23 protein-coding genes are annotated in these 20,013 nt (G+C 63.7%); 5 read left to right on the top strand and 18 right to left on the bottom strand.

Features of this window, described 5'->3' with window-relative positions; genetic code table 11:
• Positions 1 to 3 precede the first annotated feature (3 nt).
• Genes GA829_RS13620 through trbB form a run of 11 tightly spaced genes read right to left on the bottom strand, consistent with a single transcriptional unit; the run spans position 4 to position 9,610 of the window.
• A complete protein-coding gene (locus tag GA829_RS13620) occupies positions 4 to 225 on the bottom strand; it encodes a DUF2274 domain-containing protein (protein WP_195179002.1) in 222 nt (73 codons plus the stop codon).
• Positions 226 to 227: 2 nt separating this feature from the next.
• Complete coding sequence (locus tag GA829_RS13615; RefSeq protein ID WP_195179001.1) at positions 228 to 1,376, bottom strand: TraB/TrbI/VirB10 family type IV secretion system protein; 1,149 nt, start codon at positions 1,374 to 1,376, stop codon at positions 228 to 230.
• Positions 1,373 to 2,419, bottom strand: a complete 1,047-nt coding sequence (gene trbG / locus GA829_RS13610) for a P-type conjugative transfer protein TrbG (RefSeq protein ID WP_195179000.1) — start codon at positions 2,417 to 2,419, stop codon at positions 1,373 to 1,375. The genes GA829_RS13615 and trbG overlap by 4 nt, the downstream gene beginning before the upstream one ends.
• Positions 2,416 to 3,105, bottom strand: coding sequence for a conjugal transfer protein TrbF (gene trbF / locus GA829_RS13605; RefSeq protein ID WP_195178999.1), 690 nt, complete (start codon positions 3,103 to 3,105; stop codon positions 2,416 to 2,418). Before trbF ends, trbG begins: the two co-directional genes overlap by 4 nt.
• A 3-nt stretch (positions 3,106 to 3,108) precedes the next feature.
• Positions 3,109 to 4,467: a P-type conjugative transfer protein TrbL gene (trbL, locus tag GA829_RS13600; protein WP_195178998.1), complete on the bottom strand. Its 1,359-nt coding sequence runs from the start codon at positions 4,465 to 4,467 to the stop codon at positions 3,109 to 3,111.
• A 2-nt stretch (positions 4,468 to 4,469) separates the two neighbouring features.
• A complete protein-coding gene (gene trbK-alt, locus GA829_RS13595; protein WP_195178997.1) occupies positions 4,470 to 4,781 on the bottom strand; it encodes a putative entry exclusion protein TrbK-alt in 312 nt (103 codons plus the stop codon).
• An 11-nt stretch (positions 4,782 to 4,792) separates the two neighbouring features.
• On the bottom strand, positions 4,793 to 5,551 hold the full coding sequence (gene trbJ, locus GA829_RS13590) for a P-type conjugative transfer protein TrbJ (RefSeq protein WP_195178996.1): 759 nt from the start codon (positions 5,549 to 5,551) through the stop codon (positions 4,793 to 4,795).
• A complete protein-coding gene (trbE, locus tag GA829_RS13585; protein ID WP_195178995.1) occupies positions 5,548 to 8,004 on the bottom strand; it encodes a conjugal transfer protein TrbE in 2,457 nt (818 codons plus the stop codon). Before trbE ends, trbJ begins: the two co-directional genes overlap by 4 nt.
• 9 nt (positions 8,005 to 8,013) lie before the next feature.
• The gene (locus tag GA829_RS13580) at positions 8,014 to 8,295 is read right to left on the bottom strand and encodes a VirB3 family type IV secretion system protein (protein WP_195178994.1); all 282 of its coding nucleotides are present in this window, start codon (positions 8,293 to 8,295) and stop codon (positions 8,014 to 8,016) included.
• Entirely contained in the window at positions 8,295 to 8,630 is a 336-nt protein-coding gene (locus tag GA829_RS13575) for a TrbC/VirB2 family type IV secretion system protein (RefSeq protein ID WP_195178993.1), read from the bottom strand. Before GA829_RS13575 ends, GA829_RS13580 begins: the two co-directional genes overlap by 1 nt.
• Positions 8,627 to 9,610 carry a P-type conjugative transfer ATPase TrbB gene (gene trbB, locus GA829_RS13570; RefSeq protein WP_195178992.1) on the bottom strand — a complete coding sequence of 328 codons (984 nt, stop codon included), beginning with the start codon at positions 9,608 to 9,610 and terminating at the stop codon, positions 8,627 to 8,629. The genes GA829_RS13575 and trbB overlap by 4 nt, the downstream gene beginning before the upstream one ends.
• Before the next feature lie 419 nt (positions 9,611 to 10,029).
• On the opposite strand from trbB, the gene GA829_RS13565 reads away from it, so the two are divergent.
• Genes GA829_RS13565 through GA829_RS13555 form a run of 3 tightly spaced genes read left to right on the top strand, consistent with a single transcriptional unit; the run spans position 10,030 to position 12,108 of the window.
• A complete protein-coding gene (locus GA829_RS13565; RefSeq protein ID WP_258052275.1) occupies positions 10,030 to 10,689 on the top strand; it encodes an amino acid ABC transporter permease in 660 nt (219 codons plus the stop codon).
• Entirely contained in the window at positions 10,679 to 11,338 is a 660-nt protein-coding gene (locus GA829_RS13560) for an amino acid ABC transporter permease (protein WP_195178990.1), read from the top strand. Before GA829_RS13565 ends, GA829_RS13560 begins: the two co-directional genes overlap by 11 nt.
• Complete coding sequence (locus GA829_RS13555; RefSeq protein WP_195178989.1) at positions 11,338 to 12,108, top strand: amino acid ABC transporter ATP-binding protein; 771 nt, start codon at positions 11,338 to 11,340, stop codon at positions 12,106 to 12,108. Before GA829_RS13560 ends, GA829_RS13555 begins: the two co-directional genes overlap by 1 nt.
• A gap of 77 nt (positions 12,109 to 12,185) precedes the next feature.
• Here GA829_RS13555 and GA829_RS13550 read toward each other — a convergent pair whose 3' ends face one another.
• From GA829_RS13550 to GA829_RS36625, 4 genes are all read right to left on the bottom strand, one after another.
• Positions 12,186 to 12,944, bottom strand: coding sequence for a winged helix-turn-helix transcriptional regulator (locus tag GA829_RS13550; RefSeq protein WP_258052274.1), 759 nt, complete (start codon positions 12,942 to 12,944; stop codon positions 12,186 to 12,188).
• A gap of 59 nt (positions 12,945 to 13,003) precedes the next feature.
• Positions 13,004 to 13,618: an acyl-homoserine-lactone synthase gene (locus GA829_RS13545; protein ID WP_195178988.1), complete on the bottom strand. Its 615-nt coding sequence runs from the start codon at positions 13,616 to 13,618 to the stop codon at positions 13,004 to 13,006.
• A gap of 65 nt (positions 13,619 to 13,683) precedes the next feature.
• A complete protein-coding gene (locus tag GA829_RS13540; RefSeq protein ID WP_195178987.1) occupies positions 13,684 to 14,412 on the bottom strand; it encodes a LuxR family transcriptional regulator in 729 nt (242 codons plus the stop codon).
• 164 nt (positions 14,413 to 14,576) lie between these two features.
• Positions 14,577 to 15,065, bottom strand: a complete 489-nt coding sequence (locus GA829_RS36625) for a helix-turn-helix domain-containing protein (RefSeq protein ID WP_258052273.1) — start codon at positions 15,063 to 15,065, stop codon at positions 14,577 to 14,579.
• A 178-nt stretch (positions 15,066 to 15,243) separates the two neighbouring features.
• Here GA829_RS36625 and GA829_RS13530 point away from each other — a divergent pair, with 178 nt between their 5' ends.
• Positions 15,244 to 16,308, top strand: a complete 1,065-nt coding sequence (locus GA829_RS13530) for a threonine synthase (protein ID WP_374940399.1) — start codon at positions 15,244 to 15,246, stop codon at positions 16,306 to 16,308.
• Positions 16,309 to 16,320: 12 nt separating this feature from the next.
• On the opposite strand, the gene GA829_RS13525 is transcribed toward GA829_RS13530, so the two are convergent.
• Positions 16,321 to 17,376, bottom strand: coding sequence for a PLP-dependent cysteine synthase family protein (locus GA829_RS13525; RefSeq protein WP_195178985.1), 1,056 nt, complete (start codon positions 17,374 to 17,376; stop codon positions 16,321 to 16,323).
• Complete coding sequence (locus GA829_RS13520; RefSeq protein WP_258052271.1) at positions 17,370 to 18,302, bottom strand: GHMP family kinase ATP-binding protein; 933 nt, start codon at positions 18,300 to 18,302, stop codon at positions 17,370 to 17,372. The genes GA829_RS13525 and GA829_RS13520 overlap by 7 nt, the downstream gene beginning before the upstream one ends.
• A gap of 305 nt (positions 18,303 to 18,607) precedes the next feature.
• On the opposite strand from GA829_RS13520, the gene ehuB reads away from it, so the two are divergent.
• Positions 18,608 to 19,471, top strand: coding sequence for an ectoine/hydroxyectoine ABC transporter substrate-binding protein EhuB (gene ehuB, locus GA829_RS13515; RefSeq protein ID WP_258052270.1), 864 nt, complete (start codon positions 18,608 to 18,610; stop codon positions 19,469 to 19,471).
• A 102-nt stretch (positions 19,472 to 19,573) separates the two neighbouring features.
• Here ehuB and GA829_RS13510 read toward each other — a convergent pair whose 3' ends face one another.
• A complete protein-coding gene (locus GA829_RS13510) occupies positions 19,574 to 20,008 on the bottom strand; it encodes a CopG family transcriptional regulator (protein ID WP_195179625.1) in 435 nt (144 codons plus the stop codon).
• Positions 20,009 to 20,013: the final 5 nt, after the last annotated feature.

Raw genomic sequence — 20,013 nt, 5'->3', positions numbered from 1 at the left:
GGACTAGTGCCTCTCCCTCCTTGCTTTCGCGAAGCCGCGATCGGTCGCGATGAACCGCTCGAGCATCGGCGCGATCAGGCGCACCGGGTCAGCAATGGGTTGCCCCGCCTCGCGCCCAAGAATCTCTGCATATGTCACCAGATCGCGATGCAGCGGAGCGGGCAATTCCACCGTGATCTTGACCGGCCTGTCGTCGGTGATCGCAGCGAGTTTCAGCTTGGGCATATTCAGCCTCCATAAGGTTCAAGCACAAGGTCGCGGGTGACAAGGACGCGAACGGGGAAGCCGGGCCGGATCGCAAGCGTCGGCGCGATGTCGAGCTGGCGCTTGACGATCTGCTGGCCGACCTGGTTGACACTTTCCGAAGTGCCGCTGCGCAGCGCGCGTGCGATGTCGCTCTCCTGGCCGGAGGAGCCGGCTTGCGCGCCGACGCTGAGAAGCGTCGAGAGTGCCGCCGCCTTGAACAAATCCGACCAATGGTAATCGACGCCGTCTTCCAGACCGGCATAGCCCCGCGCATCAGTACCGGGCTGCCGCTCGAGGACGATGGAGCGTCCATCGGGAAAAATCAGCCGGTTCCAGACAAGCAGCACGCGCCGTTGTCCGAAGCCAACGCCGTTGTCGTACTGGCCGACAATGCGTGTTCCCTGTGGAATGATGAGCGCCCGGCCGGTGGGACTGTCATAGACATTCTCGGTCACCTGGGCACTGACCTGACCAGGCAGATCCGAGCGGATGCCGGTGACGAGCGCGGCCGGGATCACAGCCCCGGCCTGAAGCACATAAGGTGACGCAGGGGGCATGATGCGATCAGGCGCCACGGTGCGGCGATCCGCGGCGGCGCCGAGGAAATCGGACTGATGGTCCTGCGCATTCGGCTGGCCGCCCTGCTGAGCGAGCTCGTCAAGACCCGGCACGGAAAGCGATCCAGGCGCAACGGCAGGCACCGCGCCTGTCTGTCCTTGCTGGAAGAAGACGCGCGAGGTTCTGGCCGCCTCCTCTTCGGCCTGCCGGCGCTGCTCTGCTTCGTCCACCGCCGGGGCCGCCATCATTGGCGGCACGACAGCCTGGCCCTTGTTCTGGGCATCGAGGATCGGTCTGCCCAGGTCGCCAGGCAGCGGCGGCCCAAGGATCGGACCGGAATAGTCGCGCGGCAAGCTTGCCAGTCCGTCGGCGGGCTGCCGATTGGACGTCAAGATCTGCTGCTCGCCCTGCCCGGTCGTGTCGCTGTCCCGCAACGCGTATATCAGCGCGCCGCCAATGCTGAGCGAGGTGGCCAACCCAATGCCTGCGAGAACCTTGCGCGACAGACGGGTCACGCGCGGCGGATCGGCGCGAAGCCGCATCGGTTCGAGAGCGATATCCTTCTCGGTCATGGTTGCCCTCCCCTTGTCCTTGTGCCCGGCACCTCCGGCGCGGCGCCAACGCCTGGCAACAGCCGCCGCCGATCCAGTTTTCCCCAATCGGTGCGGGCGATCCTCACCGTCTGCTGCCGGTCGCCGCTGCCAAGACGCAGTTCGGCCGCGCCAAAGAGACGGTCGACGATCAGGATGTTCTGGTAGACGCGGCTGTTGGCGATCTCGGCCTCGCCGTCCGGACCGATGACGAAGAGCGGTGGCATTTCGCCTTGAACAATCCCCCGGGGAAACTCCAAGTAGGCCCTGCGCCCGTCATCGTAAGCGTTCACGGGCCGCCAGGGCGGTGCATCGCCGCTAAGGCCGTAGCGATAGTTGCGTGCGGCGATCTCGGGTATGACCGGCGTCGTCGGGACGGCTTTTTGAACCGCCGCCGGCAGGACCGGATAGGACCAAGCGACGGCCGGCATATACGGCTTCGCCCCCGCACGCAGTTCGAGCATGTAGCTGCGGCGGTCCGTGGCGATGACTAGATTGGTCACGATGTCGGCGCGCGAGGGTTTCACCAGGACATGGACGCGCCGGGTGGCACCGGAACCGCTTTCGGTGTCGCCGATGATCCAGCGCGCCGTATCACCTGCCGCGATCGGACCCTCGCCTGCAAGGCTCTCGCCCGGCTCGAGAGCGATGTCGGTTATCCGGCCCGGCGTGGCGTAGACCTGGTAAAGCGCTCCTTCGCTCCAGGGATAGATCTGGATGGCGTTGTAGTAGCCCTCGCGGCGCGGTTCCACGCGCGCGGCCGCGTTGGCGTTCTCGACCCGCCCCGTGGGTGCCTCGCCAGCGGCCCCGCCACGCGCTGGGGGCCACCCTGGTGGCACAAGCAGCGGCCTTGGCCTTTCCTCTTTCGCGAGCTTCGGCAGCGCCGCCAAAGGCGGAACGTCGGGATCGTAACGGATGTTCGGCGGCTTCTTCGGTGGTATGGCGCAGCCCACGAGCAGCGCCGCTGCCGAAACCAGTCCGGCCCGCAGCAAGCCTCCCGTGACAAGACGCGACGCCGAGGTCATTGGCTCATCTCCCGCGACCAGTCGATGGCGTTGACGTAGATGCCGAGCGGATTGGCGCGAAGCCGCTCTGCGTCGCTCGGCGGCTGCGTCACGACTGTCAGGATCGCCGTCCAGCGTTCCGTTCCAGCGAGCTGGCCAAGTTCGTAGTGACGCTCGATCCAGGCAACGCGAAACGACGCCGGCGAGGCTCGGATGACCGACGACACCTCTACCGAAACCTGCTGCTTGCCGACCTTTGAAAACGGGTCGTTGGCGCGCGCGTAATCGTTGAGCGCCGCGGCACCTTGATCGGTGGTCCATTCATAGGCGCGCAGCCAGTCCTGGCGCACGACGATCGCATCGGCGGGGATGGAACGTACCTGCTCGATGAACCGGGCGAGATGCCATGCTATCTGAGGATCGGTTGGTTTGTAGCCGGCGACAGCCGGAGCGGTTGCCTGAGCCTGCCCGAGCCTGTCGACCTGCACCACCCAGGGCACGACGGTGCCACGCGACGACAGCCAGACAAGCGCGGTTGCGAGGCCGGCCGACAAGACAAGCGATCCGAACGCCATGACGCGCCAGTTCCGTGCCTGGACGCGAGCGGAGCCGATGCGCTCGTCCCAGATCTGCGCTGCCTTCTGGTAAGGCGTTTCCGGTTGAGGGGTCTTGCCGTAATGGACAGCGGGGCGCCGAAAGACATTCATTGATCATTCGCCTTCAGAAAGAGAAATCGATGCACCGCCGCCGTGGCTGTCGCCGGCGCGCACGGCATGGGCGGCAGTCTGGGCGCCATGAGACAGGCGCTGGGATCGCTGCAAACGTTTGGCCCATTCGGGCTGAGCGCCGGATGGGCTGCCGGGCCCTGGAGAAAGAGCCGAGGCCGGCGGGACGGCAACCGTAGGCTTGGCGGAAGAGCCGCCCGTAATCCCGGCAGCCGAACTGGCACCTTCGGCAAAGCTCGAATTCAGCGATTGACCGGCATGCGCCGCAGCGCGCTTGAACGGTGTGGCAGCAGCAACCGCGCCAGCGCGTGCGATGCCGCTGACGCCAGAGGCAACGCCCTCAGCGCCTCCCTGTCCGGCCGCGCCGAGCGTGTAAGCCGCCGAGCCGCCGCCCGCGAGCGAAGCCGTGCCGCGCGCTGCCGACGCCGCGCCCTGGAATGCGATTGTTGCGCCGCGCACTGCAAGACCGGCAGCGCCGGAGCCCGCGACAGCCATGCCGCTCGCCGCAAGGCCGGTGCCGACGGCAGCGCCGGCGCCCAGTTGCGGTCCGCCCGAAACAATACCGTTGGCGATCCCGGGGCCGAAGATGCCGAGCCCAAGCAATGACAGCGCCGCCAGGACGATGGCCATAGCCTGATCGATGGTCGGGCTCTCGCCGCCGAAGCCCCGGGTAAACTCCCCGAACAGCGTCGAGCCGATACCGATGACAACGGCCAGCACCAGCACCTTGATACCCGACGAAATGACGTTGCCAAGCACCCGCTCGGCCATGAAGGCCGTTTTGCCGAAGAGGCCAAAAGGGATGAGGACGAAACCGGCCAGTGTCGACAGCTTGAATTCGATCAGCGTGACGAAGAGCTGCACCGCCAGGATAAAGAATGCGAGCAGCACCAGAGCCCAGGCGAACAGCAGGCAGGCGATCTGGATGAAATTTTCAAAGAAGGAGACATAGCCCATCAAGCCGGAGACGGCCTCGAGCAAAGGCCGTCCGGCATCGAGGCCGGTTTGCGCGACCTTGCCGGGCCGCAGCAGGTCCTGAACCGAGAAGGCGGTGCCGCTGGCTTTCAGGCCAAGACCCGAAAAACTTTCGAAAACGATGCGCGCCAGGCTGTTCCAGTTGGAAATCAGATAGGCGAAGACACCGACGAAGAGCGTCTTCCTGACAAGCCTGGCCAGTATGTCTTCATCGGCGCCAAAGCTCCAGAAAAGCGCGGCGAGCGTCACATCGATGACGATGAGCGTTGTGGCGACGAAGGCGACTTCGCCGCCGAGCAGGCCGAAGCCGCTGTCTATATAGCGCGTGAATGTGGCGAGGAATTCATCGATGACACCGGTGTTGCCCATGTCTATCGCGTCCCGTCAGCGCTCGAGGCCGCAACACCCGATGCCGGATTCGCCGGCGGGCGTCTGAAGCCCAGAAAGTGATCGCGCTGCGCGGCCCACAGGCGCGTGCAATCGGTATCGAGCAGCGCTGCCTCACCGAGGCCCTGGCAGTGGCGAAGGCCTTCGCGCAGCGCACTTGGCACCAGGGCGATCGGCGGTCGCGAGGGCGATCCGGCCGAACCTCCCTTCGTGTGCGTCATCGCGAGCGCGGCAGCGCCAAGGGCGGCGCCGGCGAAGACCAGGGCACCTAGGCGAAGACGGGTCTTGCCATCCATGTCCCAGCGCCTCAGCGATTGAACATCGCGGCACTGCCGGCCGCGTAACCGGATCCGGCGGCCAGAAAGCGACGGCGCTGCTCGCGCCCCTGCTCCGCGGCCGCGGACATTTCCGCGTCCCTCAACGCCTGGGCGCGTCCATTGGCGGCGACAACAGCCGTGAGGTCAGCCAGTTGCTGGGCCTGGAGCGCCAGGAGCTGGTTGCCGGCCTGCGTGGCCTGCAGCGCGCCCGCCGCCGATTGGCTGGCGCCGACCAGCGAGGACATCTGCGCGCGGTTGGTTTCGATGTTCGCGACGGCGCCTGCCTGCACCCGCATCGCGTCCTGCAGACCGCCGACGGTGTACTGCCATCGCGAACGCGCGTCCGCGACAAGCTGCTGCTCCGGCGCGGAGAGGGAAACCTTGCCGTATTTCTCCTGGAACACCCTGTCGACCTGCTGGACGTCGAAGGCAATGTTCCGCGCCTGATTGAGGAGCTGTTGCGTGCGTTGCACCGACTGCTGCAGCTCCTGGAGCGAGGAGAAAGGCAGACTGGCGAGATTACGGCCCTGGTTGATCAGCATCTGGGCCTGGTTCTGCAGCGATGTGATCTGGTTCGTCACCTGCTGAAGCGACCGCGCGGCCGTCAGAACGTTCTGCGCGTAGTTGGAAGGATCGAAGACGATGAATGCCCGGGCTGGTGTTGTCAGCATCGTCGCCGGGACAGCGAGCGGCACCGCGAGCATGGCGCTGAGCAAAAGCATGTGTGCCCGCGAACGATAAGTGTTCATGACTGGACGTCCTTCTTGGGTTCGAGGTTGAGCGATGAAAATCCGGCAACGAGATCAGCGGCCCAGGTGATGTTTCGGGCGTGCAGCCAGGCCTCGAGAAAATCGTCGCGGCCATGTTCGGCGGCGACGCTGGCGATCAGGGCCTGGTCCGCCTTGGAGGACGCGGCGCAAAGCGCAAGGCCAACTTCGGACAGGCCGAGCTCGAACAGCCGGTTGCCGCGTCGGGACTGGCAGTAGTAGTCGCGCTTGGGCGTGGCGCGCGCCAGGATCTCGATCTGTCGGTCATTCAGGCCGAAGCGGCGATAGATAGCGGTGATCTGCGGCTCGATCGCGCGTTCGTTTGGCAACAACAGCCTGGTCGGGCAGCTCTCGATGATCACCGGCGCGATGTCGGACCTGTCGATGTCGGACAGGGACTGGGTGGCGAAGACGACGCTGGCGTTCTTCTTGCGCAATGTCTTGAGCCACTCGCGCAGTTGACTGGCGAAACCCCGGTCATCGAGCGCAAGCCAGCCTTCGTCGATAATGAGCAGCGTCGGACGTCCGTCGAGCCGGTCGCCGATGCGATGGAACAGGTAGGAGAGCACGGCCGGCGCGGCCTGCGTGCCGATCAGGCCCTCGATTTCGAATGCCTGCACGGAGGCCTGGCCGAGCTGTTCGGTCTCGGCGTCAAGCAGCCGGCCGTGAGGTCCTCCGACACAATAGGGCCGCAGCGCCTGCTTCAGCGTATTGGCCTGCAGGAGCACGCCGAGGCCAGTCAGCGTCCGTTGCTCGACCGGCGCCGAGGCAAGCGATGTCAGCGCCGCCCAGATATGCTCCCTGGCGTCAGGCGTGATATGGAGGCCCTCGCGTGTGAGGATCGCGACGATCCAGTCGGCCGCCCAGGCGCGCTCGTATGTGTCGTGAATGCGGGCGAGCGGCTGCAGCGAGACGGAAGCTTCGGCGCCCTCGGTCAGCCCGCCACCCAGATCGTGCCAGTCGCCGCGCATGGCGAGCGCGGCGGCGCGGATCGAGCCGCCGAAGTCGAAGGCGAAGACCTGAGCCTTGTCGTAGCGGCGGAACTGAAGCGCCATCAGCGCCAGCAGCACCGACTTGCCGGCGCCTGTCGGGCCGACGACCAGGGTGTGGCCGACATCGCCGACATGAAGCGCCAACCGGAACGGGGTCGAGCCTTCGGTCTTGCCGTAAAGCAAGGGAGGACCGGCCAGATGCTCGTCCCGTTCCGGTCCCGCCCACACCGCGGACAGCGGAATCATGTGGGCGAGATTGAGGGTTGAGATGGGAGGCTGGCGGACATTGGCGTAGGCGTGCCCCGGCAAGGAGCCGAGCCAGGCCTCAACCGCGTTGACGGTCTCGACGATTGTCGTGAAGTCGCGGCCCTGGATGATTTTTTCGACGAGCCGCAATTTCTCGTCGGCGACGCGCGGGTCGGCATCCCACACGGCGACGGTCGCGGTGACATAGGCCATGCCCGCCATGTCGGCGCCGAGTTCCTGCAGCGCGGCATCCGCATCCGCCGCCTTGTTGGCGGCGTCGGTGTCGATGAGCGCGGACGTCTCGTTTGTCATGACCTCCTTGAGGATCGAGGCGATGCTCTTGCGCTTGGCGAACCACTGGCGCCGGATCCTGGTCAGGAGCCTGGCGGCATCGGTCTTGTCGAGCAGGATCGCCCGCGTCGACCAGCGATAGGGGAAGGCGAGCCGATTGAGATCATCGAGCAGGCCAGGCGTTGTCGCGGTCGGGAAGCCGACGATGGTGAGCACGCGCAGATGCTGATGACCAAGGCGTGGCTCGAGCCCACCGGCGAGGACCTCATCGGCCACAAGCGCATCGAGATAGATCGGCGTCTCGGGAACGCGCAACCGATGGCGTTTGGTCGAGACCGTCGAATGCAGATAGGTCAGCGTTTCTCCATCATCGAGCCACCGGCATTCGGGCATGAGTCCGTCGAGCAGGGACAGCACACGCCCTGTCCGGTCGACATAGGCGCGCAGGATCGCGCGGGGATCCGCACTCGATTGCTCGCGGCCGTCGTAGAGCCATCCCTCGGCGCGCGCCGCGTCCTGAGGCGGCGGCAGGAACAGCAAGGTGAGAAAATAGCTCGAGACGAAATGAACGCCTGCCTCTTCGAAACCGGCTTTGCGCTCGGCGTCGAGCAGAGCGGACGCCGCATCGGGAAACGCGCTCTCGGGATAAATCGCCGCTTCGTGGCGTTGCGCCTCGACGAAGATGCTCCAGCCCGAGCCGAGGCGACGAAACGCATTGTTGATGCGCGCGGCGACCGCGACCAGTTCGGCCGCGACTGCGGAATCGAGATCGGGGCCGCGAAAGGTCGCGGTGCGCTGGAAGCTGCCGTCCTTGTTGAGCACGATGCCTGGCGCGACGAGCGCGGCCCAGGGCAGGTAATCGCAAAGGCTGCTGGCGGTCCGTCGATATTCGGCAAGGCTCATCATCGAGAGACCTCAAACCGCGAGATGCGCGGGCAGCCGCAGGTGCCGTCGCGCGACTTCGAAAAACAGCGGATCGCGCCGGGCGGCCCAGACCGCGCAGAAGTGGCCGAGGGCCCAGATGAGGAGGCCGGCCAGCCAGAGCCGCAGCCCAAGGCCGACCGCACCGGCAAGAGTGCCGTTGAGGATCGCGATCGCGCGGGGCGCGCCGCCAAGCAGGATTGGCTCGCTCAGCGCCCGATGAAGGGGAACCGTCCAGCCCGGCACGGCATCGAGTTGTTCGAAAGCCGTCGCCATCAGATCAGTGCCCCGCCGCCGAAGGAAAAGAACGACAGGAAGAAGCTCGACGCGGCAAAGGCGATGGACAGGCCGAAAACGATCTGGATCAGCCGCCTGAAGCCGCCAGAGCTGTCGCCAAATGCCAATGTCAGCCCGGTGACGATGATGATGATGACGGCCATGATCTTGGAGACCGGTCCTTCGACCGATTGCAGGATCTTCTCAAGCGGCTGCTCCCACGGCATCGATGAGCCCGACGCATGGGCTGCCGGCACCAGCACGAGGCTGACGGCAAGAGTGACCGCGGCGGTGGTGACGCGATCGCGGCACAGGCGCGCGAGCATGCGGATCATGAATTCTCTCCCGTGTTGTTCAAGCTGGCTTCAACGGTGCGGTAATCGCCATCGGGCCCGAGCCCTTCGACGCGTGTGAGCTCGGTCAGCCGTCGCGCTGAACCGCGACCGGCGAGGACCGCGACAAGGTCTATTGTGTCGGCGATCAGCACGCGCGGGACGGTGACGACGGCTTCCTGGACCAGCTGCTCCAGCCGACGCAGGGCGCCAATCCCGGAACCGGCATGAAGGGTGCCGATGCCGCCAGGATGCCCGGTGCCCCATGCCTTCAGGAGATCCAGCGCCTCGGCGCCGCGCACCTCGCCGATGGGGATGCGATCGGGCCGCAAGCGCAGCGAGGAGCGAACAAGGTCGGACAACGTGGCGACGCCCTCCTTGGTGCGCAGGGCGACAAGGTTGGGAGCGGCGCATTGCAGTTCGCGGGTGTCCTCGATGAGGACAACCCGGTCCACACCTTTTGCGACCTCGGCCAGCAGTGCGTTGGCCAGCGTCGTCTTGCCGGTCGAGGTGCCGCCGGCGACGAGGATGTTGGCGCGCCCAGCAACGGCGGCGCACAGGATCGCGGCCTGGCCAGCGGTCATGACGCCTGCCGCCTCATAATCATCAAGCGTGAACACGGCGACGGCGGGTTTGCGGATCGCGAAGGCAGGTGCTGCGACCACCGGCGGCAACAGGCCTTCGAAACGCTCACCGCTTTCCGGCAGCTCGGCCGAGACGCGCGGGGAACCGGAATGCACTTCGGCGCCGACATGATGAGCGACGAGCCGCACGATCCTCTCGCCATCGGCAGGCCGCAGCGTTTCTCCCGTATCGGCCAGCCCTTGCGAAAGCCTGTCCACCCAGATGCGGCCATCCGGGTTCAGCATGACTTCCACGATTGCTGGGTCGTCAAGGAACCGCGTGATGGCTGGTCCAAGCGCGGTGCGCAACATGCGCGAACTGCGCGCCATTCCCTCGGTATTGCTATGCGAGATGACCATCTTGTCCCTGTCTCGGCCGGGAACAATCGGAAAGGTCCCGGCCGGGGACGATCAAGAAGACCCCGGATCAGCCCGGTTCAACACCTTTCGGTCCTCCCCGTGGCATGGCGTGCAAAGAGAAGCGAACGGCGGCGTCACGGAGGAGAAGCCATGACGTTGCATGGCGCCTGATCAGCTCTTTCTTATAAACATGTACAAATGCAATAATTTGTACATGTTTATTGACAAGCATCGACTGCTCGATCTATCAGGAGCCAGCGACGGATGGTCATCCAGCCGATCGCCCTTGCCGATACGGAGGATGTCATGAGGTCGGGTTCGGGAATGCCTCGGCGAACAACCGGCTGTTTCGGATGCCATCGGGAGGTACCGGTCCCCTTGACGTCGCTATCCCGCATCGCGAAGGCAGGTGGCGCCCTGTGAGCACGTTCGATATCTGGCTCGGCATTCTGCAAGGGCTTCGCACCACGGCGGCGGTCACCGCTTACGGCCTGGTGTTCGCGGTTCCCTTCGCGCTTGTTTTTGGCATCGCGCAGTTTCTGAGCCGTGGGATAACACGCTTTCTGGTCACCGCCGTGATCGAGTTCTGGCGCAGTTCCGCGGTCATCGTGTTGCTGTTCGTCTTCTACTATGTGCTGCCAGTCGTTGGGGTCACTTTGTCGGCGCTGACGGTCAGTGCCCTTGTGCTCGGTCTCAACGCCGGCGGCTATGCCAGCCAGGCCGTTCGCGCCGGCCTGCAGTCCCTGCCTGCCGGCCAACGCGAAGCCGGCATGGCGCTCGGCCTCTCACGCTCAAGGATTCTGCTCCTGGTCGAGCTGCCGCAGGCCCTCGTTGCCATGAGCCCGACCTTCGTCAACACCCTTATACAGCTCGTCAAGGCGACGGCGCTCGTGTCGTTGGTGACGCTGACGGACATGACGTTCCGCGCCAAGGAAATCGCGCAGACAGAATACAATCCGGTCGCGATCTATTCGGCGCTGCTGCTTGCCTTCTTCGTCGTCTGCTATCCGATCGCGCTCGCAGGCCGGTGGCTTGAGGCGCGGATCAACTCCGGAAGAGGAACATCCCGTGGGATTTGACGCAGGCTTCGCATTATCGACGATCCCGACCATTCTCGGGGCGATCGGGGCCACCCTGATTGCCACCGTTTTGAGTTGCGTGGGCGCCTCGGTTGTCGGCTTTGGCTTCGAAATGATCCGCCGCGGGGGCGGCGTGCCAGGCCTTGCCGTGCGCTTTCTGATCGACTTTATCCGCTCGACGCCGGTTCTGGCCTGGCTGTATTTCCTGTATTTCGTCCTGCCCTTCTATGGGATCCGTCTTGGTGCCATGACGGTGGGCATCCTGGCGCTCAGCCTCTACTACAGCGGTTACCTCGCCGAGGTCTTCAAGGCTGGCATCGATGCTATCCCGAAGGGCCAGCAGGAAGCGGCACGAGCGTTGTCGCTCAACCGCCGCGATACGGTCATTTTCGTCATCGCACCGCAGATGCTGCGCAACATCGCCGCGCCGCTGGGCAACTACCTCGTGTCGATCCTCAAGGCGACCCCCTATCTCGCGATTCTGGCCGTGCCGGAAATGCTGGGACGTGCTTTTGACATCGCATCCGAAACCTATCGGTACGCCGAGCCGCTCACCGTCGCCGGCATTCTGTTTCTCGCGCTGGCGCTTGTCATTTCCTATGGGGTCAAGCGCATCGAGCAGCGTCTGCTTGCAACCGGGCGCCGCTGATGCCAGCTCAAGACACCCTTTCGGCGGCTCAGCCAAAACCCATTGTCCGGATCGAAGGCCTGAACAAATGGTTCGGCCCCTTGCACGTCTTGAACAACATCGACCTGACCGTTCGAATGGGTGCACGCATTGTCGTTTGCGGGCCCTCGGGCTCCGGCAAGTCGACGCTGATCCGTTGCATCAACGGTCTTGAGCATTTCCAGAAGGGGGCAATTCAGGTCCAGGGACTGACGCTGGGGCGAGGCGCTCGCGACGCGGCGACTGCGCGCCGGCAAACTGGCATGGTGTTCCAGAGTTTCAACCTCTTTCCCCACTTCACCGTACTGGCAAACTGTACGCTGGCGCTGCGGCGGGTGCTTGGCAAATCGGCACGCGAGGCGCAGGAGATCGCGATGCATCATCTGGAAGCAGTGCGCATCCCTGAAAAAGCGAACGCTTATCCCGCTCAGCTATCGGGCGGGCAACAACAGAGGGTGGCGATCGCGCGCGCTCTTTGCCTCGATCCAAGCATCATGCTTTTCGATGAACCCACCTCGGCTCTCGACCCGGAAATGATCAAGGAAGTGCTTGACGTCATGACCGCGCTGGCGCGAGACGGCGTGAGCATGATCTGCGTCACCCACGAGATGGCCTTCGCACGCGAAGTCGCGGATGAGGTTGTTTTCATGGATGCGGGCCGCATTGTCGAGCACGCTGCTTCCAGAGACTTTTTCGCGGCGACCGCTCATCCGCGCGCCCGGCTGTTCCTCGATACGATCCTGAGACATTGAGAGGACGCGGCCTGAAGGCCAGCAGGAATCGCATCGAACAAACGCGATTGCCTGATCTGGCTGAAAGTGCCTGCCGGTTACCAATCCGGCGCGAAGGCATACCCGGCCGAGCGGACGGTCCTGATCACATCGCTCCCGACGCAGGCGCGCAGCCTTTTGCGCAACCGTGCGATATGCACGTCGACACCCCGCACGTCGGTCGCGGCCGCGTGTTCCGGCCACGCGGTCGCAACGAGCGCTTCCCGGCTGAAGACCTTGCCGGGATTCGCCAGAAGGCTGCGTAACAGCCTGAACTCGATCGGCGGCATCATGATCTCTTTTTGCCTGAAGAAGGTCTGGTGGGTCCTGTGCTCCAGCCGAAAATCACCCTGTACCAGGTCGCCGGATACAGTTTCGCGTGACAGCTTTGCTGTGCCGGCCCTGCCCTGCAGCCAGGTTAGAAGCTGTTCCGGCGCGAACGGCCGCGAAAAGATCTCGTCGACGCCGGCCTTGATCAGATCCAGGTGCAGCTTGCCGGAACCTGGCGCGACCAGGCCCGCGACCGGGGTGCCGTTCGTTGCCGCGGTCGACTTCAACAAGATGCACTGTTTTATGACAGCACCGTCGCCCGCCTGGCAGTCCAGGATCACCGCGAGTGGCTTTGCCACCTCGGTGAGGCGGGCGACTTCCTTGTCTCCGGTGAGCTGTGTGTCGAAGCCCGCGACCGAAAGTATGTGTCCGAAGACCAGGAAAAAATCCGGATCCTTTGAGGATATCAGGACAAGGGGCCTCATAAGGGGAAGAACAGGGTTTGCCGCGCCATAAGGCTGACTACCGCGCTCGCGGGCGCGACACAATACGCTACAACAGTCGGCGGTCCGCGAACTTCCCCCCAACCGCTTGCGTATCGGCCGGGCTAAGCCTCATCCGCGAGGATGGCTCCGCTGATGGAATAGGCACGGCGCGTCGCCTGGATTGCCTGAAGCGTGACGTCGATCAGAAGTGCGACAATGTCTCCGTCGGGATGTTCAAGAACCGCGCCCAGCTCAGTCAGGGTCCAGCCAAGTGCGCGCAGGCGTTTCGGCCAGAACGCTTCACAGACAACGCTGATCTGTCGGATTCCGAGTCTTTGAGCCGTTTCGAGAAGGCCGCACAGGACCAGCCCCGCGACAGGCGAAGACGCACCTGCCGTGCGAAGCGTAGGGATGACGAAGAAACGCGTCCATTCGAATATATCCGCGGCTCGCGGAGGCGTTCCCCCGGCGAGAACAGGAAACACCTCGCTCATCAAATGCGGCTCCAGCGTCGGGACAAGGCGCGAGCCACCAACGATCTTGCCGTTGGTATCAAGCGCCAGAAGATACCGCGCATGCTCGGTATCGAAGGCGTCGATCTCGATGTTGATCGGCCGCGCGACGGCGCGCCACCGCCTCTGCCTGACGTAAATGTCGTACCTGATGCGAAAATAGCGCTCCAGAAGTTTCCTGTAGTGCTTCCTGTTTGCCCAGGTAACCAGATGAATACGAACCATGACGCCTCCAGCCGGACGTCGTAGGAAACCGCGCTTGGCGCACGTATGACGGTATTCAGGTATTGCTAAATCTGGATTTCCTGCCTTCGCAGAGCTTTGACAATGGCATGCGAAACGTTGATCGCATCGAGCTTGCCGCGAATGTTGCGATGATGACTTTCGACCGTGTTCCGGGTCAGGCCGAGGATGCAGGCTATGTCTTCGTTCGACTTGCCCTCCGCGCTCCATTGCAGCAGTTCGCGCTCACGCGCCGTCAGGGGCGCGGCCCCACTGCCTTGGCCGCTCGCTTCCAGCCCCGAGAGACGTCGGAACGTGTGGACGCAAAGCGTTTCGATAAGTGGCAATGCGCTCGCCGGCACGTCGATCCGATCACTCGCGGCGGTGACGACGCCTGGACCCGCCAGTGGCACGTGAATGGGGACACAGATGCCTTCCCGCATTCCAAACTCCGCCGCCTCGTCCATCACCAGTTTCGCGCGCGCGAGCATCCTTCCCGCCGGCAGGTCGTTCCACCGGAACGGCTGGGGCGAATGCCGGCATTGCGCCACGCAGGGATCGTGCGGAAAATGATCTTCCTTGAGGTAGCGAAGGGACCATTCGGGCGGCCAGCCATCGCCCAGAATCTCTCGCTGCCAGGCCGTGTCATGCGGGACGGGCAAACCGGTAATCAGAAAATGACGCAGTCCGTATCGCGCCATGGCAGAGCGAAACTCTTGCAGGATCGCATCCGCCGACCGCCCAGTGTCGATCCTTGAAATCGCTGCAAAGAGCTCACCAATACTATCATTTTCCATTGGAGACCTCGACCAATGTCAGGCCCAATCCCGGCAACAACTTAAGCGAGCAGAGACGTCACCTTCAATGGGACTTGCTGCGAATGTATACTGAAGGATTCATTAGCCGGGGCAAATACAAAGAAATATTAGCCAGTTCAATAACCTATCGAACGCTGATCACGTCACTCGGCTGATTTTGATGCAACCTGTTTCGCCACGCGAGCAGGCCGCCGATGTCCCTGGCTTGCCGAAATCAACTCCGCCGGTTCGACGCCCAAGGCCTTTGCCAGGATTTCGACCGTGTCCAGAGTGGCGTTGCGGCGGCCGGCCTCGACGCTGCTGATATAAGCCCGCGTGCGCCCCGAAATGAAAGACAGCTGCTCCTGCGAGAGTTTTCTTTCCCTGCGCAGCCGCTGCACGTTCAGACCGAAAACGCCGCGAAGTTTCATCAAACAACGGATGCTACGGCGCGCACTATGGTGCGACACACTATAGTGCACATTCCGCATTGACAGCCGTACCGTTGACTGTTTGAAACGACCGGCGAATTCATCGTTTCCTGGAAAAGGAATTGCCATGACGAGCCGGCCGTTTCGCGAGGTCTTGAGCAGCAGATCCGCGCATTCCAAGGTCGAAGGAAGCAGCAGTGACGTGGATCGAAACCGGCTCACTGAATTCGCCTGCATCCGATGCGGCGCCGCCTATCCAGCCGATCTCGCCATCGACTCCAGAGGATGCGAAACGTGCCGCGCAACCGCGCCGGCAAATCTCCGGCCGGTATATTCGCCTGCGCCCCCTCACCCGCTCGGCAGCGCCAGCACAGCAGGCTCGCTATGGCGTTTCGCACCGATGCTGCCTTGCGCGGCCGAGGACGCCGTGACGCTGGGCGAAGGCCTGACGCCGCTGCTCGCGGCGCCGCGCATCGGCGCTTTTCTCGGCGTGGCAGACCTTGCAATCAAGGACGAGGGCCGCAACCCGACCTGGTCGCATAAGGACCGCTTCTCGACCGTCGCCGTCAGCGTCGCGCGAGCCCGTGGCGCAAAGATCGTCGCGACCGCCTCGTCGGGAAACGCCGGCGCTTCGCTGGCCGCTTACGCTGCCCGGGCTGGACTGAAATGCATCGTCACCACCTTCGCGGGATCCGCCGGCGCGATGCTCTCGCAGATCCGCAAATATGGCGCGACGGTTCTCCCGCTGGTCACCAAAATGGATCGATGGTCGCTGCTTGCGCAGGCGGCGAACCGCTACGACTGGTTCATCGCCTCCCCCTATCACGGCCCCGTCGTTGGAAGCCATCCGCTCGGAATAGAAGGCTACAAGACGATGGCCTACGAGATCGTGGAGCAATCGGGTGGCACCGCACCGGACTGGTGCGTCCTGCCGGTCTGCTATGGCGATGCTTTGTCCGGCCTCTGGTCAGGCTTTTGCGAGCTGTTCGCACACGGCGCGATCACGCGCCTTCCCAGGCTCGTCGCGGCGGAAGTGCATGGTTCGCTGGCAGCGGCGCTCGCGAGCGGCGCCGATGCGCTGGCGGATCGTCAAATGGTCTTCGACAGCCTTGCCGTCTCGATCGGCACGCCGCGCAGCACTTTCCAGGCGTTGAAGGCGCTTCGCGAATCCCACGGCCACGCCGTGCCTGTTGGCAACCAGGGTCTGGTCGCAATGCAGGAGCGCCTTGCCCGCGAGGAAGGGATCTTTGCCGAACTCGCATCGGTTACACCGCTGATCGCGATCTCGACATTGCGCCAAAAGGGCATCATCGCCGCGACGGACCGCGTGGTTGCGGTCGTGACGGCCAGCGGACTGAAGGATCTCGACCGGTCCGTCACGCCGGACACCAATGATCAGATTTTCCAGACAACCCAGGATGCCTGGCGCTGGCTGGATGCCCATGAGCCCGGGCTCACGTCGTAACCGCCGGACGTGTCAATCAATCGGCTGGGCCTTGAGGACTGCCTGTGTTTCCAGCACATCGGCCAGGCCGCGCCGGTTCCAGACAAAGCGCGTCCATTGCGTTTCCGCCCTCGGCGCAATGATGGTCAGTGTGTTGGGTTCACTGACTGGTGCGCATGGCCAACCAGGCAAGGTTGAAAGCCAATCGTCATTGTAGACCGTCTCGACATGACGGTGACCTTCATCAGGCATGATGACAGCGACCTGGGCGTCCGGATTCTTGGCCGCGACCCATTGCGCCACCAGCGCCGCGGCGCCACTGGTCGGCCCCATGAAGATGCCGTGCTCGCGCAGCAACCGGTGGGCCGCCATGAAGGCAGGGTAGGCACCGACCCAATGGATTTCGTCGACGAGCTCGTGGCGAACATTTTTCGGCAGGACGCTGTTGCCGAGCCCGCGCAGCATGCGTTTGCCAACCGGTTGCCCAAACAGGATGCTACGATGGGTATCGACGGCAAAAACCCGCAGATGCGGAAAGACCGTCCGCAGGAACCATGCCGTGCCGCAAAGCGAGCCGCCCGTCCCGACACAGCCGACAAGGCAGTCAATCTTTCCCATCGCGCGGATCAGGAGTTCCGCCAGCCGCGCATAGGCGAGCCAGTTTCCCGGACTGTCGTATTGACGGGTCCAGAAGCCGTCCGGCTCCCTGGCCAGGATGTCGAGCAAACACTCGAGCCTGCCAGGCTGGTTGCCATCACCACGCGGGTCGTCCAAAGCGATGACGGTGGCACCGATGCGCTCGAGACGCGCCTGATATTTGGGATCGATGAGCGTTGAGGCGGTTACAAGCGTGAGGCGGTAGCCGCGCGCCGCGGCGAGCAGCGCCACTGCCATTCCAAACGTGCCCGACGTCGTCTCGACGATATGCGAGCCTGCCTTCACCTCACCATTCGAGGCCGCGCGGTCCAGGATGTATCGGGCCGGCATCAGTTTCATCAGCGGGAAGGCCGCGGCAACAAGATTTCGCGACAGATGCGCCAGGCGCGGGGTCTCGAGATCCCTGAAATAGTCGGCATCCAGGGCTACCATTGCCATCCCTCCCCGTTGACCAGATGAAGCTCGACATCCGTAAATCCGCCCTGTTCCACGTGTCGCGCAACCAGACTGGCCTTTCGCCGCAAGTCCTTGTCGAGGAGGTCGAAAATCACGCCGAACAGCGAGCCGCTGTGAGCGACTTGCACTCCGCACGCTCCGGCGTCGGCGGCCATCTGGACGACATTGTCGAAATCCTGTTTCGGCAGGTGCCGTTGGCTGATCAGGGCGCTGGCCGAGGCGGCGCGCCCCAGGAGATGGGGATCCTGAAAGCGGACGGCTCGCGCCACCAGGGCGCGAAGCACACCGAATTCATGTATCTCCGCACTGTCGTAACGCGCGGGCGGCAGTTGCAACGTGTCAACCGGGGCGCCACCGTTTGCCTTGAACCCCACCAGCAACAGCGGCGGCAAGGAACCGCCGAAGTTTTCGATCACCGTGCCTTCGCGCTGCGCAAACAGGACCGCGTGGTCATCATAGGCGATGGCGTCGCTCGCACGCTCCGCGGCCACGGCGAGACGGCCGACGCTCGATGGCCGCAACTGAATCTTGAGAGCCGCCGCGACAGCGCGGATCGAGGCGACAACGTCCGCTGTGGATGACCCATACCCATGTCCGACCGGAATTGAACTGCTAAGTGTCAACTCCCCGCCGCCGCCGGCATTCAAGAAATCAAGCGCCAGGCGCGCGGCGGCCCCTGCTTTGACCTTGTGATCGGGGGAGACAATGACGGGAGCGCCGTCGCCTTTGGCAAAGGTCGCCTCCGATCTCATTGCCGCGATTGGCAGTGTGACAAGGCCGCGCCGAAGATGCCCGGCATCATCCTTGAACACGCCTTGGATAAGCTCGCCGTGATGGGCAATTGCCGCAGCCGTTCCTGTCCAGGGCCGGGGCGTGTCACGGGTCTCGAAATCGCCTTCCATCGCCATCTTTCATCTCCGCGGCTTTTCCTCGCCACGGAAAGGCAATGATGCAAACCATCGACAGCCGCCCTCAATGAATTCCGGTATTGACGAGGTATTGGCTGGGTGAGCCCCGCCCGGACGAGCCGATCTCCAACACCCTCATGGTAGAAGGCTCGGCAAACCATCGCAACAATATTTGCAATATTTAGTATATATTTTGTACATATATATTGACGAACCGCCCGCCTCGCCCGTAACTTTGAGTTGCCGCGGCTGAACCGGATCGGGATGTCCGCGCGCAATCAATCTCACGGGAGGACTGTATGATGAAATTTCGAGCCCTTGGCTTGGCCTGTATCGCCTTTGCCGCAGTCGTTGGATGTGTGCTGCCGGCCAGCGCGGAAACGACGAAAGAACGCGTCCTGAGGGATGGACGCATCGTCATCGGGATCCATAACCGGGCCCCATGGGGCTACAAGAAGGAGGGAACGGGCGAGTTGATCGGATGGCATCCTGACCTCCTCAAAGCTGCGTTCGCCGACCTCGGCGTCAAACAGATCGACTTCGAGGTGACCGAGTTCGGAGCATTGATCCCGGGGCTGATGGCCGGCCGTTTCGATGCCGTGGCGTCCGGCCTGTCGATCACGCCGGAGCGGTGCAAGCAGGTCGCCTTCGGCGGTCCCGACCTGAAGTCCGACGACGCGGCGCTGGTGCTTTCCGGCAACCCCAAGGCGATTCACAGCTACACGGACCTGGCTGCCAAATCTGACCTCATCATGGGCGGCGGCCGCGGCAGCAACGTCATCAAGAATGCGATCACGGAAGGCGTGCCGGAAGACCGGATCCTGCAGTTTCCCGACATCGAGACCAACATCGCGGCACTGCGCGCCGGCCGCGTCGACGCGGCGGTGTTCTCGTCGCCGGCGGTGATCGGGCTGCTTGCCGGAAACAAAAGCCCCGATCTCGAGCGCGCCAATCCGTTCACCACGGACGAGAAATCAATCAGTTATATCGCCATAGCGTTCAGGAAGGACGATGGCGATCTGCGCGACCTCTACAACCAGGGGCTGGCGAAGGTCATGTCAAACGGCACAATCGCCACCATCATGGCAAAATACGGATTTGGACCGGCGGAAGCAGTGCCGACAGGACTGACAACAGCACAGCTCTGCGGTTCAGCCAACTGAGCTGCCCTGGCAGCCGCACCCGGCAGCATCGTGACCCGGCGACAGTGGCGCCGCACGCGCCTGCGGCGCCGCTGTCGATCAACAGGCTGCCTCGGCGGACTGTCAGTCAGCATCGCCGGACGAAGCGACATCCTCAGGGATTTCCTGGCGCAAGTTCGGCCCCTTGGCCAGGCGCTTGCCAAGAGCAGACACGAATGCGTTGTAGCGCTCGCTTGCCTTGGCGCGTGCTGCCTGAGCCATCGGTTCAGGCAGCGCGGGCGTTGTCGCCAGCCAGAAGCGAATGAACACCGCCAGCGTTTCGACCGAGATGCCGACATCGCGCTCCAATCGCGTCATGCGGCGGTCGATCTGATCGAGACGCTTGGACAGCGCCGCCTCACGCTGCGCGTCGGCATCGGGGGAGAGGAAGGACGCGATCGCCGCTTCGGCGATGAGCGACTGCGATCGGTCGCGCCTGGCGGCATAGTCAACAAGCATCAGCATCACCGCAGGGTCGAGATAGACGGAGATCTGCACCTTTTTCTTGCTCGCCTTCATGGTCG

The sequence above is a fragment of the Mesorhizobium sp. INR15 genome (genome assembly GCF_015500075.1).
GTDB lineage: Bacteria > Pseudomonadota > Alphaproteobacteria > Rhizobiales > Rhizobiaceae > Mesorhizobium.
The sequence above is the reverse complement of the archived record's forward strand: the minus strand, read 5'-3'. Positions and strand labels throughout refer to the sequence as shown.

Coding starts and splice junctions, on each gene's coding strand:
- ehuB (WP_258052270.1), top strand. CDS start 18,608: ATGATGAAATTTCGAGCCCTTGGCTTGGCCTGTATCGCCTTTGCCGCA.
- trbK-alt (WP_195178997.1), bottom strand. CDS start 4,781: ATGGATGGCAAGACCCGTCTTCGCCTAGGTGCCCTGGTCTTCGCCGGC.
- GA829_RS13510 (WP_195179625.1), bottom strand. CDS start 20,008: ATGAAGGCGAGCAAGAAAAAGGTGCAGATCTCCGTCTATCTCGACCCT.
- trbE (WP_195178995.1), bottom strand. CDS start 8,004: ATGATGAGCCTTGCCGAATATCGACGGACCGCCAGCAGCCTTTGCGAT.
- GA829_RS13580 (WP_195178994.1), bottom strand. CDS start 8,295: ATGGCGACGGCTTTCGAACAACTCGATGCCGTGCCGGGCTGGACGGTT.
- GA829_RS13520 (WP_258052271.1), bottom strand. CDS start 18,302: ATGGAAGGCGATTTCGAGACCCGTGACACGCCCCGGCCCTGGACAGGA.
- GA829_RS13620 (WP_195179002.1), bottom strand. CDS start 225: ATGCCCAAGCTGAAACTCGCTGCGATCACCGACGACAGGCCGGTCAAG.
- GA829_RS13540 (WP_195178987.1), bottom strand. CDS start 14,412: ATGGAAAATGATAGTATTGGTGAGCTCTTTGCAGCGATTTCAAGGATC.
- GA829_RS13555 (WP_195178989.1), top strand. CDS start 11,338: ATGCCAGCTCAAGACACCCTTTCGGCGGCTCAGCCAAAACCCATTGTC.
- trbJ (WP_195178996.1), bottom strand. CDS start 5,551: ATGAACACTTATCGTTCGCGGGCACACATGCTTTTGCTCAGCGCCATG.
- trbB (WP_195178992.1), bottom strand. CDS start 9,610: ATGGTCATCTCGCATAGCAATACCGAGGGAATGGCGCGCAGTTCGCGC.
- trbF (WP_195178999.1), bottom strand. CDS start 3,105: ATGAATGTCTTTCGGCGCCCCGCTGTCCATTACGGCAAGACCCCTCAA.
- GA829_RS13615 (WP_195179001.1), bottom strand. CDS start 1,376: ATGACCGAGAAGGATATCGCTCTCGAACCGATGCGGCTTCGCGCCGAT.
- GA829_RS13545 (WP_195178988.1), bottom strand. CDS start 13,618: ATGGTTCGTATTCATCTGGTTACCTGGGCAAACAGGAAGCACTACAGG.
- GA829_RS13530 (WP_374940399.1), top strand. CDS start 15,244: ATGCTGCCTTGCGCGGCCGAGGACGCCGTGACGCTGGGCGAAGGCCTG.
- GA829_RS13525 (WP_195178985.1), bottom strand. CDS start 17,376: ATGGTAGCCCTGGATGCCGACTATTTCAGGGATCTCGAGACCCCGCGC.
- trbL (WP_195178998.1), bottom strand. CDS start 4,467: ATGGGCAACACCGGTGTCATCGATGAATTCCTCGCCACATTCACGCGC.
- GA829_RS13575 (WP_195178993.1), bottom strand. CDS start 8,630: ATGATCCGCATGCTCGCGCGCCTGTGCCGCGATCGCGTCACCACCGCC.
- trbG (WP_195179000.1), bottom strand. CDS start 2,419: ATGACCTCGGCGTCGCGTCTTGTCACGGGAGGCTTGCTGCGGGCCGGA.